This window comes from Streptomyces sp. NBC_01232, from assembly GCF_035989885.1.
Lineage (GTDB): Bacteria > Actinomycetota > Actinomycetes > Streptomycetales > Streptomycetaceae > Streptomyces.
In genome coordinates this window covers 1,011,146-1,022,686 of the sequence record NZ_CP108518.1, presented here as the reverse complement: position 1 = coordinate 1,022,686, position 11,541 = coordinate 1,011,146, and the positions used below count along the sequence as shown (strand labels likewise).

At 73.0% G+C, this 11,541-nt stretch carries 12 protein-coding genes; 4 read left to right on the top strand and 8 right to left on the bottom strand.

Annotation, left to right across the window (positions count from 1 at the left end; genetic code table 11):
* Positions 1-240: 240 nt before the first annotated feature.
* Positions 241-819, bottom strand: coding sequence for a TetR/AcrR family transcriptional regulator (locus OG444_RS04930; RefSeq protein WP_327260940.1), 579 nt, complete (start codon positions 817-819; stop codon positions 241-243).
* 91 nt (positions 820-910) lie between these two features.
* Between OG444_RS04930 and OG444_RS04925 the strand changes: the two genes are divergently transcribed.
* Positions 911-1,357 (top strand): DUF1772 domain-containing protein, encoded by a 447-nt coding sequence (locus OG444_RS04925; RefSeq protein ID WP_327260939.1) that lies wholly within the window; start codon positions 911-913, stop codon positions 1,355-1,357.
* Positions 1,358-1,552: 195 nt separating this feature from the next.
* On the opposite strand, the gene OG444_RS04920 is transcribed toward OG444_RS04925, so the two are convergent.
* The 7 genes from OG444_RS04920 to OG444_RS04890 form a co-directional block, all read right to left on the bottom strand.
* Positions 1,553-1,960, bottom strand: a complete 408-nt coding sequence (locus OG444_RS04920; RefSeq protein WP_327260938.1) for a VOC family protein — start codon at positions 1,958-1,960, stop codon at positions 1,553-1,555.
* Positions 1,957-2,514, bottom strand: coding sequence for a MepB family protein (locus OG444_RS04915; protein ID WP_442810454.1), 558 nt, complete (start codon positions 2,512-2,514; stop codon positions 1,957-1,959). The genes OG444_RS04920 and OG444_RS04915 overlap by 4 nt, the downstream gene beginning before the upstream one ends.
* Before the next feature lie 374 nt (positions 2,515-2,888).
* Positions 2,889-3,275, bottom strand: a complete 387-nt coding sequence (locus OG444_RS04910) for a ClpX C4-type zinc finger protein (protein WP_327260937.1) — start codon at positions 3,273-3,275, stop codon at positions 2,889-2,891.
* Positions 3,276-3,421: 146 nt separating this feature from the next.
* Positions 3,422-3,901 carry a hypothetical protein gene (locus OG444_RS04905; RefSeq protein WP_327260936.1) on the bottom strand — a complete coding sequence of 160 codons (480 nt, stop codon included), beginning with the start codon at positions 3,899-3,901 and terminating at the stop codon, positions 3,422-3,424.
* A gap of 508 nt (positions 3,902-4,409) precedes the next feature.
* Positions 4,410-4,802 (bottom strand): TOBE domain-containing protein, encoded by a 393-nt coding sequence (locus tag OG444_RS04900; protein WP_327260935.1) that lies wholly within the window; start codon positions 4,800-4,802, stop codon positions 4,410-4,412.
* Between the two features lie 43 nt (positions 4,803-4,845).
* The gene (gene lysA / locus OG444_RS04895) at positions 4,846-6,183 is read right to left on the bottom strand and encodes a diaminopimelate decarboxylase (protein ID WP_327260934.1); all 1,338 of its coding nucleotides are present in this window, start codon (positions 6,181-6,183) and stop codon (positions 4,846-4,848) included.
* Positions 6,184-6,194: 11 nt separating this feature from the next.
* On the bottom strand, positions 6,195-6,581 hold the full coding sequence (locus OG444_RS04890; protein ID WP_327260933.1) for an SAV_915 family protein: 387 nt from the start codon (positions 6,579-6,581) through the stop codon (positions 6,195-6,197).
* Positions 6,582-6,832: 251 nt separating this feature from the next.
* Here OG444_RS04890 and OG444_RS04885 point away from each other — a divergent pair, with 251 nt between their 5' ends.
* Genes OG444_RS04885 through OG444_RS04875 form a run of 3 tightly spaced genes read left to right on the top strand, consistent with a single transcriptional unit; the run spans position 6,833 to position 11,459 of the window.
* Positions 6,833-7,756, top strand: coding sequence for an oxygenase MpaB family protein (locus tag OG444_RS04885; protein ID WP_327260932.1), 924 nt, complete (start codon positions 6,833-6,835; stop codon positions 7,754-7,756).
* A gap of 26 nt (positions 7,757-7,782) precedes the next feature.
* The gene (locus OG444_RS04880) at positions 7,783-9,891 is read left to right on the top strand and encodes a serine/threonine-protein kinase (protein ID WP_327260931.1); all 2,109 of its coding nucleotides are present in this window, start codon (positions 7,783-7,785) and stop codon (positions 9,889-9,891) included.
* Positions 9,888-11,459 (top strand): phytoene desaturase family protein, encoded by a 1,572-nt coding sequence (locus OG444_RS04875; RefSeq protein ID WP_327260930.1) that lies wholly within the window; start codon positions 9,888-9,890, stop codon positions 11,457-11,459. Before OG444_RS04880 ends, OG444_RS04875 begins: the two co-directional genes overlap by 4 nt.
* The last annotated feature ends 82 nt before the right edge of the window (positions 11,460-11,541 follow it).

Here is an 11,541-nt window from a genome sequence, read left to right as displayed (position 1 = left end):
TCCTGCTGTACGTCCTGCACACCTGCTTCACGGAGCGGCCTGCTCGGGAAGACATCGGAGGACGGGCCGCCCAGGTCGGCTGCACATCCGAGTTCGCCTTCGCCAACGCGTTCGAACGTACGCACAGGACCCCGCCCGGCATGTACCGGCGGAGTGCTGATCCGCAGCGGCAGAGCTGAGCACGTCCAGTCGCGAAAGATCGTCGAAGAACCCCGGCTGCCCGTCCGCCCGGACGGTGGGTCAGAACTCGGCGAGCCGCTCCACCAGCAGCTCCACCCTGCGCCCGGTGTCCTCCGGCGGAAGCCGTCGCGCCCGGGTCAGGGTCGCGACGCCGTGCAGGGCCGCCCAGAACACCTCGGTGAACAGTCCCGGGTGGACGCCGTCCCCGGCGACGTCGCCGAGGCTCTCCAGCAGGGCGGAGAAGGCGTCCTTGAGCTGTTCCGGGGTGTCCTCCTGCGCGTACGCGAGACCTCCGTCGAGCTGGAAGATGGCGTCGTAGACGGCCGGATGGCGTTCGGCGAAGTCGAGGTAGGCGTGGGCGAGGGCGGCAACCCGCTCACGCGGGCCGTTCGCCCTGGACGCCGCGGCACGCACCGCCGCGGCCAGCTCGGTGGCGCCCTCGAGGGCGACGGCGCCGATGATCTCCCGTTTGCCGCGGAAGTGGCTGTAGAGGACGGGCTGGCTGTACTCGATGCGCTCGGCGAGCCGGCGGGTGGTGACCGCGTCCCAGCCCTGCTGCTCGGCGAGTTCGCGGGCCGTCGCCACGATGAGGCGCTCACGCTCCGCCCGTTCGCGCTGCTTGCGTTCCTGTACCGACATGACTCGATCCTAGCACCGCTAGACAATCGAGCGGCAGTAGCGCTAGCGTTGCCTCAACAGCTAGCAGCGCTAGATCACTGGAGAGGTCATCATGCTCAACGCACTTGAGGTGTTCACCGTCGTGGTCGTCGGCGTGATGGTGGGGGTGGAGTTCTCCGTCGCCTTCGTCATGAACCCGATCCTCAACGCCCTCCCCGGCGACAGCGGCCAGCTCGGCCACGCCCACGGGGGCCGGATGCTCGGCGCCGTGATGCCGGTCTGGTACATCACCTCGCTCGTGCTCGTCGCGGTCTGGGCCGTCGCCGGATGGCACCACCACGGCGCCGGCCTCGTCATCACCGCCGGCGCGCTGCTGATCCTCAGCGTGATCATGTCGGTTCTGCTGCTCGTCCCGATCAACAACCGGAACAAGACGTGGACCCCCGAGAACCGGCCCGAGGACTGGAAGGAGCAGATGAACCGCTGGCTGCGCTTCCACTACGTCCGCGTCGCCGTCATCATCGCCGCCTTCACCCTGCTGGTCGCCGCCCTCGCCTGAGCCCGCGGGCCGAGACCGCCACACGGTCGGCGAGCCGCTCAGGTGCGGGAACAGCGCGCCGCCGTCCTGAGGTACCCGGGCGCTTTCGCCGTGACACCCGGGCGCCTTCGCCGTGGCCTGGCGGCCTTACCCAGTCCGCCGATCTACCGCAATCGTCAGCGCGTTGCGCGTCTGCGATGCGGCGCTCTGGATGTGTCACGTACGGAGGGCGACGAGCTCGATCTCGAAGCCGTCGTCGTTCTCCAGGTAGGCGGCGCAGTGCTGTGGGCCGCCGGCGTACGGGTGGCGGTCGGGGAACATCAGGTGCCAGCCGTGGTGCTGCGACTCCTCGGCCAGCCGCTCGACCGCCGCCGCGTCCTCGACGTGGAAGGCCAGGTGGTTCAGGCCCGGGCGGCAGCGGTCGTGCCGGTCGGCGGTCAGGGCCGGGGACTGCTCCACGACCAGGTACGTCGGCCCGAGCCGCCAGCTGCGGCCGTCGGCCCAGTGCTGGTAAGGGGTGTGGCCCAGGGCCTCCAGGAGCCAGCCGAGCGAGGCGACCGCGCGGTCGAGGTCCGGCACCCACAGCTCCACGTGATGGAGCGTGCCGCTGACCGGCCGGTTCACTTGTAGAGCTCCCGGGCGCGGGCCAGGTCGACGGGCTCGTCCCGGTGCAGGCGCAGGAAGTGCTCCAGCTGCCACGTCTGCGTCCGGTCGGCCTGGCGGTTGGCGGTGGTCACCCAGGGCGGGTACACGCGGAAGGCGCGCTTCCCGCCGACGCCGTCCGTCGAGACGACACCGTGCCGGCGGAGTACGTCCATGGGGAGGACGAACTGGCCGAAGTGGTGCTCGTCGCGGACTCCGATGACGAAGAGGTCCACGGGGTCCGTGGTGTCGAACGGCGCGATGGGCCCGGCAGCGGACCGCTTCCAGACGGTGACGAACTGGCCGACCTTCGTGGGGGTCGTCTTGGCCGCGCGGAACCGGACGGCGAGGCCGTCCAGGGTGAAGGCGTGGGCGGCGTAGTCGGCGCCCTCGGCCTCGGGGACCGGCTGAGAACAGGTGAATCCGCAGGGGTCGTACACGAGCTCCTTCGCCGCGACGAGGTCCATGTGGGCCGTGGCGGTGTCCGGCCACGGCCCGGAGCGGGGCGGGACTGAGTGCTCGTGGTGCGTCGTCATGCCTTCACCCTGCCACGCGGTGGACCGGACCCGGGCCCCGGCCGTCGCATGCCGGCGTTCCGCATGGCGATCACCGGAGCAGGATCCGAGAAGGGGACCGAGGCGGAACGTGCCCGGGCGGCGGCCCGGGCGACGCCGGCCCGAAGCCGGTGGGGCGGGGCGCTCGGCAGCGTCGACCGCATCGCTCCACGCAAGGAATCCAGCGGCGACGGGGGCCGGTCCATTTCAATCCCATTGTGCTGCAGGGATGTTGGAGGATCTGGGCGGGTTTGGGCCACACCGACGCCGACGGGCTCGCGGAACGCAGGTTCGGCGGCGAAGCGGCAGTGTGCCCATCCGGTGCGGCAGTCCCTTCAACCGGCCGACGCCGGGTGTCACTCCTCGCCCGAGAACCGCTCCCATGCGGACTGGCGGGTGATCCCGAGGGCTTCGCCGATCCTGGTCCAGGTGACGCCCCGTCGGCGCAGTTCCTGCACCCACGAGCGCAGGTCCGCCTCCGCCTGGTCGATGTGCACGGCAACACGCGGAATGTGACCCAGCATCTCCTCGTCGGCCATCGACTCCCAGACCGGCACGCGCGGTCGCGCGGTGTCGCCGAGGCTCCCGTCGATGATCGACGCGGAGAGTGCCACGCACTCGTTGCAGATGTGCACGCCGGGGCCGGCGATCAGCTTGCCGACTTCGGTGCTCAGCCTGCCGCAGAAGGAGCACCGGGCAGGCTCGGCCAGGGTGTCGGACAGTGCCACGGCGCGCTCTCCCATGATGTCAGTTGTCAGGGTGGTCCTGACAACATAAGCCGTCAGGGAGCACCTGACAACTGGTCCGAGCGTGGGCCGTGTTGAATCCCATCGCCGGCAACACCTCGGCAGCAGCGCGAGCGATGGGATCTGCCGGCGGCTCCCGGCCGTCACGGTGCCCAGGGCAGCCGTACGGCCTCGATCCCTGGGTCATTGAGCAGCGCCTGGATGAGGGTCGGGGGGCCAGCGACCTTGGTGGCCCACAGGTCGTAGTCGGTGCACATGACCCATGAGCGGTCCTGTGCCCAGAGGTTGGAGGGGCTGAAGCCGGCCACCGGATTGTCGTAGAGGACCCCGGCGTCTTCGAGGCGGCCGGCCTGAACATGGAGGTTGTCGAAGTCGACGGCCGCGAGCATCAGCGGGTTGTAGTACGCCAGGCAGGGGGTGTCCGGGCCGGCAGCGCTGTGTTCGGTGAGGACCGCCATCAGTCCGTTCCAGGTGTCGCGGTCCAGGCTCCCCTCGGTGGGCGGGACGATGCCGAGCGGCCAGCTGCCCGCCTTCTTGGCCGACGGAAAGCAGAGGTGGGAGGGGAGCAGCCCGTCGGGTACGACGGGATCGCCGGTGCGCCGGGCGAGCTCCGCCCAGCGCAACCGCCGCCAGCCGCGTCCGGGATGCTCGGCGCGGCCAGTCCGCCCCCCGTGGCAATGCCCACTTCGAGGTCGATACCGGCGAAGACGTGGGGCTGGATGCTCCCGTCCGCCACACGCGCCTGGCGGTACTCGTGGTACGACACCTCGGCCGGACCCCGCTCGTGCTCGTACATGGCATTGAGCACCCAGACCGAGTCGGGCATCGCCGGCGGCATGAACCCCGTGATGCCGTCGCCGCACAGCTCGAGCAGCCAGTCGGTCGCGCCGGACGGTACGAGCGGCCACAGGCCTGACAGCATGTTCGATTCTCCGGACATGCGGCAATGATCCCTGCCCCGCCACGGCACCCTCACATGCGGCCCGTGCCCCCGCGCGAGCCCAGGAGGCGCCTGCCGGATCCGGCAGCACCGGTGGGTCGGCAGGCACGATCCCGTACATGAGCGTTCCGGAAACGGACCCTGCTGCGGATGCCGGCCGGCCTCATCGCCCCGAAGGGTCCGAGCCGGCCTCAGCCGAGGTCGATGTGGACGCTGGTCGACTTCACGCGGGCCACGGCCTGCACGCCGACCGCGAGACCGAGCTCCTCGACCGCCTCCCGGGTCAGCAGCGAGACCACGCGGTGCGGGCCGGCCTGGATCTCGACCTGGGCGGCCACCTCGCCGAGCGTCACCGCCGTCACGATCCCCGGCAGCGCGTTGCGCACCGAGGTGGAGGACTCGCCGTCGCCCTCCGCGGCCTCCCGGGCGAGCGTCACGCAGAACGCGGCCAGGTGCACGCCCTCGACCATGCGCTTGTTGCCGTCGCGCACGGTCGGGAAGCGGCCCGCGTCCGCCCAGCGGCGGGCGGTGTCGGTGCTGACGCGGAGGAGTTGGGCGGCCTCGCCGATCGTGTAGAGCTGCACGCCGCAACTCTATGCCGCCGCAGCCCGGTCGACGAGGCACCCCCTAGGCTCCGACGTCCCGGCGGCGGAGATCGTCCAGCGTCTCGCGCCGCACGAGCAGGCGCGCCGTTCCCCCGTGCACGGCGATCACCGGCGGGCGGCCCACGAGGTTGTAGGCCGAGGCCATGGACAGCTGGTACGCACCCGCCACCGGGACCGCGAGCAGATCGCCCGGCCGGATGTCGGCGGGCAGCGGAACGTCCGCGGCCAGGATGTCGCCCGCCTCGCAGTGGCGGCCGACGACCGTGGCCGTACGGGAATCCGCCGCCGGGCGGCGGCCGATGAGGCGGGGCGCGTAGCGGACCCCGTACAGCGCCGGCCGCGGGTTGTCGCTCATCCCGCCGTCCACGGCCACGAACACCCGCTCCCCGGTGTGCTTGACGGCCAGCACCCGGTACAGGGCCACCCCCGCCGGGCCCACGACGGCGCGCCCCGGCTCGATGAGCAGCCGCGGCTCGGGCAGCCCCGCGGCGGCGCAGCCCGCCACCAGTTCCGTACGGAGCTTGCGCGCGAGGGCGACCGTGTCGAGGGCCGGCTCCCCCGGACGATAGGCGACCCCGTGCCCGCCACCCATGTCCAGTTCGCCGAGCGCCACGCCGTGGGACCGGTGGACCTGCGCCATCAGCCCCACCATCCGGCGCACGGCGGTCACGTACGGCTTTGTCCCGGTGATCTGGGAGCCGATGTGGCAGTGCAGGCCGACGAGGTCGAGCTGCGGCTGGCCGAGGATGCGGGCGATCGCGTGCTGCGCGGAGCCGTCGCCCGCCGACAGGCCGAACTTCTGGTCGTCCGTCCCCGTCCGGATCTTGTCGTGGCCGCCGGCCGAGACGCCGGGGACCACCCGGACCAGGACCTTCTGACGGCCGCCCGTCCCCACCGCCGCGGCCAGCCGCGCGATCTCCGACGGGCCGTCGATGACGATCCGGCCGACGCCGAACCGCAGCGCCGCCCCGATGTCGTGGGGCGACTTCGCGTTTCCGTGCAGCACGATCCGCTCGGGCGGGAATCCGGCGGTGACGGCGAGTTCGAGCTCGCCGGCGGAGCACACGTCGAGCCCCAGGCCCTCCTCGCCGACCCAGCGCACCATGGCGCGGGACAGGAACGCCTTGGCGGCGTACAGGACCTCGGCCTCCGGGAAGGCGTCGCGGTACGTCCGGCAGCGTGCGCGCACCTCGCCCTCGTCCAGCACGTACGCCGGGGTGCCGAACCGGTCGGCGAGCTCCGCCAGCGACACCCCGCCGACGGCCAGTCCGCCGTGCGGGAGGCGGTCCGTGGAGGCGGGCCAGACGGACAGGTCGTCCGCGTCGGTGGTGGCGACCCCGCGGAGTTCGGTCGTGGTCATGGTGATCCCTCTCAGCGTGCGCGGACCACGGACCGGCCGCTGCCGGTGCGCTCCGGCACCGGGGTCGCGGCGGGAGCCGAGAAGGTCGGGTCGATCGTCAGGAGGGACGCGCCGAGGGGAGCGGCCAGCGCCCGGAGCGCGGAGGCGGAGAGCCGGATCCAGGGGGCGTGCGGCCCGAGCGTCGTGGCCAGCAGCTCCGTGCGGGTGAATCCGACAGCGGTCCGGTGGCCCAGCGGGGTGCGGAACATCCGGAGCGTCACCTCCCGGGTCCCCGGCCGGACGGGCACGTACAGGAGCCCGGCGGGGACCCGTTCCACGGGTTCGGGGTCCGCATGTCCGGGGGCCGCCGGCCCGGGTTCCTCGGGTTCGGGGTCCTCTGCGTACTGGATCAGGCACATGGGGTCCTCCTGGAGGGGCCGCGATCTGCGTTCGACGACCGGCCTTCGACGACCGGCCTTCGACGACCGGTCTTCGGTTCGATCGCTCGGTTCGTTCGGTCGGTGACGCCGAAGCTATCCCCGCCACCACACCCCGCGCCCCGCCCCCTGACGGGACCTTGACGGTCATGGGCCCGGTCCATACGTATCGCTGACGGCCGCCCCGGATCGGTAGGCTGGAGCCGCCGGGCGCCTGCGACGGGGAGGTACGGATGGGCAGCACCGCGACCGGACCCGGCCCCCTGCCTGATCCGGGGCTGTACGGGCCGTCGTCCGTCACCTGGCAGTGCCACGGCGACCCGATGATGTGGATCGCCGGGCTCCGGGCGCTCTACCTCCAGGCCCTCCACCCGCGAGCCGTCCGCGGGGTCATGGAGAATTCGGCCGCTTTCGACCGGCAGGACGGCGGCCCCGACGCCTGGGGACGGCTGCTGCGCACCGCCGACTTCGTCGGCACCCTCACCTACGGCACCACCGAGGCCGCCGAACGCGCGGGCCTGCGCGTCCGGACGATCCACCGCAAACTGTCCGCCACCGATCCGGACACCGGCGAACGCTTCCCCGTCGACGACCCCGCGCTGCTGCTGTGGATCCACTGCGCGCAGATCGACAGCTTCCTGCACGTCCTGCGCCGCTCCGGCGTCCCCCTCACCCCCGCCCAGGCCGACCGCTACGTCGACGAGAACCGAGTCAACGCCCGCCTCGTCGGACTCGACCCGGCCGGGGTCCCCGCCGGCACCGCCGACCTCGCCGCCTACTTCGACCGGGTCCGCCCCGAGCTCGCCGCCGGCCCCGACGCCCTCGCCGTGGACGACTTCCTGCGCGGTCCGCCCGTCCACCCCCGCCTCGTCCGTGGCCGAAACCTGCTGTGGCCACCGATCGCGGGTCTGGCGTACGGTTCCCTCCCCGGCTGGGCGCACCAGCTGTACGGGCGGCCCGCACCGGCACCACGCAGCGTCACCCGGCGCCTGCGTCTCACCGGGCGCGCACTGCGCACCATTCCCGCAGGTCTACGCTGGCAGCTGCCTCCAGGTCACATCTTGAAAGCGATGCGTCGCATGGGCCCCGGGAGCCGCCCCTCGCCGTACACACTGCGTACATCAGCGGCCATACTGGATCGGCCGGGGAGGGCGTAGCACGACAACGGGGGCGGCTTTAAGACATGGCGGAGTCCAGACTGATCCAGGGCCGTTACCGGTCGCTCGATCTGATCGGGCGCGGCGGCATGGGCGAGGTATGGCGCGCCCGCGACGAATCGCTGGGCCGGCAGGTCGCCGTGAAGTGCCTCAAGCCGATCGGCGCCGAGCAGGACGCCCACTTCACCCAGGTGCTCCGCGAGCGGTTCCGGCGCGAGGCGCGCGTGGCCGCGTCGCTCCAGCACCGCGGGGTGACCGTCGTCCACGACTTCGGCGACGACAGCGCCGCGGGCGGTCCCCTCTACCTCGTCATGGAACTCCTCGAGGGCCGCAACCTCAGCCAGCTCCTGGAGGACAACGACGCACGCCCGCTCCCCGTGGACGTGGTCGTCGACATCGCCGAGCAGATGGCCGCCGCCCTCGGCTACACCCATGACCAGGGCGTCGTACACCGTGACCTGAAACCCGCCAACATCATGCGGCTCACCGACGGCACGGTGAAGATCTGCGACTTCGGCATCGCCCGCCTCGCCCACGACATCGGCTTCACCGCCAAGCTCACCGGCGGCGGCATGGCCATGGGCACCCCGCACTACATGTCGCCCGAACAGATCGCGGGCGGCGAGGTCGACCACCGGAGCGACCTCTACTCCTTCGGCTGCGTCCTGTACGAGATCGCCACCGGCGCCCCGCCCTTCGACCTCGGCGACTCCTGGTCGGTGCTGGTAGGCCACCGCGACAACGCGCCCGTACCGCTGCGCGAGCACCGCCCCGAGCTGCCCGGCTACTTCGACGAGGTGGTCCTGGACCTGCTCGCCAAGCGCCCCGAGGACCGCCCGGGCGACGCCCGCCACGTGCACCGCCGGCTCGTCGAGGCACGGCTGGGACCGGGCGGGCTGCCCGGCGCCCAGGCCCCGCTCCCGGCCTGGGCCCGCGGCATGACCGCCGGCCGCAAGGCCGGCATCGACGCACGGCCCGCGAGCGGTGCATGGGCCGTGCTCACCGGCTCCTGGACGGCCGCGCGCCCCGGTGTCCGGCAGCCGGGGCCGCGCCCGGACGGCGAGCACCGCGCGGCCCGCCCCGGCGCCACCATCGTCCGCCCCGAGCCCGCCGAGGACCCGCGGCTCACCGCCGCCTACGGATTCCCGCGCCCCGCCGGACCGCGGGACAACGGCGCCGACGCGCTCGACGCCGGCCACGCCCGTGCCTACGCCCTCAGCCGGGCGGGCCGGCCCGAGGAGGCGCTCGCCGGGTATGCGGCCGTGGCCGAGGGACGCACCCGGGTACTCGGCGCGGACCATGCCGACACCCTCGCGGCGCGCCAGGAGACGGCGTACGAACTGGGCCGGCTCGGCCGCCACCAGGAGGCGCACGACGTCTACCGCGCCGTGCTCGTCGCCCGCGAGCGGACCACGGGCCCGCTTCACCCCGACACCCTGCGCTGCCGGCACAACCTGGCCTGCGCGCTGGGTGCGCTGGGTCGCTTCGCGGACGCCCACGCCACCGCCGCCGAGGTCGCCGCCGACCGGGCGGTCGTGCTCGGCGCCGAGCACGCCGACACCCTGCTGACCCGCTACGAGGCGGCGTACGCGCTCGGCCGCCTGGAGCGCTGGCAGGAGGCCCTGGCCGCGTTCCGCGAGATCGCCGCCGTACGGGACCGGGTGCTCGGCCGCGACCACCCCGACACCCTGGCCGCCCGCTACGAGGTCGGCATCGCCCTCGGCCGCACCGGGCACGTCGCCCGGGCCCTCGACCTGTTCCGGGGCCTGGTCCGCGACCGCACCCGCGCCTACGGGGTCACCGACCCCGAGACCCTGCGCGCCCGGCACGTCCTCGGGGTCAACCTGGGCCGCCTGGAGCGCTGGGAGGAAGCGGTGGCCGAGGCCCGCCAGGTGGGCGCGCTGCGCGCCGAGGTGCTCGGCGCCGAGCATCCGGACACCCTGGTCAGCCGCCGCGAACTCGCCGGAGGACTGGGACGCCTGGGCCGATGGGACGAGGCGCTGCCCATCTACCGGGACCTCTCCGGCATCCGCGAGCGGGCCTTCGGCGACGACCATCCCGACACGGCCCTGGCCCACGCCGACGAGGCGCACTGTCTGGAGCGACTCGGCCAGGTGTGCTACCAAGAGCCATGACGACCTTCGGGCGGGACGTGTACGACGACGTGATCGTGGGCGGTGGGCACAACGGCCTGGTGGCCGCCGCATACCTGGCTCGGGCCGGCCGCTCGGTGCTGGTCCTGGAGCGGCTCGGCAACACGGGCGGGGCGGCGATCTCCAGCCGCCCGTTCGTCGGGGTCGACGCCAGACTCTCCCGCTACTCCTACCTCGTCTCCCTGCTCCCGGCGAAGATCGTGCGCGATCTGGACCTGCGGTTCGAGGTACGCCGGCGCACGGTCTCCTCGTACACGCCCACCGAGCGCGGCGGGCGCCCCGGCGGGCTCCTCGTCGGGGGCGGCGAGCAGCGCACCCGGGAGTCCTTCGCGAAGCTGACCGGCTCCGAGCGGGAGTACGAGAGCTGGCGCGCCTTCTACGGGACCACCGGGCGCGTCGCCGAGAAGGTGTTCCCGACCCTGACCGAGCCCCTGCCCACGCGGGCCGGGCTGCGGGCCCGGATCGACGACGAGGCCGCGTGGCGGATGCTCTTCGAGGAGCCGCTCGGGCAGGCGGTCGAACGGAACTTCGCCGACGACCTGGTCCGCGGGGTCGTCCTCACGGACGGGCTGATCGGCACCTTCGCGGACGCGCACGACCCCTCCCTCGCGCAGAACCGCTGCTTCCTCTACCACGTCATCGGAGGCGGCACCGGGGACTGGGACGTGCCGGTCGGCGGCATGGGCGCCCTCACCGACGCCCTCGCCGCGGCCGCGACCAAGGCCGGGGCGCACATCGCCACCGGCCACGAGGTGCTTCGGATCGACACGGACGGGGTCGCCCCGGCCGAGGTGGTGTTCCGCACGGCAACGGGGGAGGGCCGGGTCGTCGGCCGTACGGTGCTGGTCAACGCCTCGCCGCGGGCCCTGGCCGAACTCCTCGGCGAGAGCCCGGCGCAGGGCGCGGCCGCGGCCCCCGAAGGCGCGCAGCTCAAGGTCAACATGCTGCTGCGCCGGCTGCCCAGGCTCCGGGACACTTCCGTGGACCCGCGCGAGGCCTTCGGCGGCACCTTCCACATCGCCGAAGGCTACGAAGAGCTCGCCCGGGCGTACGCGGAGGCCGCCTCGGGCGAACTGCCCTCCGTACCGCCCTCGGAGATCTACTGCCACTCGCTGACCGACCCGACGATCCTCGGCCCGGAACTCGTCGAGCAGGGCTACCAGACGCTCACCCTCTTCGGCCTGCACGCCCCGGCCCGGCTGTTCGGACACGACAACCAGCAGGCCCGTGAGGTGCTGCTGACCGCCACCCTCGCCCAGCTCGACGCGCACCTGGCCGAACCGCTCACCGACTGCCTCGCCTTCGACGCGGACGGCCGCCCGTGCATCGAGGCGAAGACCCCGCAGGACCTGGAGCGCGAACTGCGGCTGCCCGGCGGCCACATCTTCCACCGCGACCTGTCCTGGCCGTACGCGGACGAGGGCGGCGGGCGGTGGGGTGTGGAGACGGCCCACCGCAACGTCCTGCTGTGCGGCGCGGGCGCGGTCCGCGGCGGCGGCGTCAGCGGGGTCCCCGGCCACAACGCGGCGATGGCGGTGCTGGGGCACTGAGGGGGGTGTCTTGTCGACGACCATACCCTCGGACGCTCCCGCGTCGGACGGACCACCACGATCCACCTCGCAGCCGACGTCG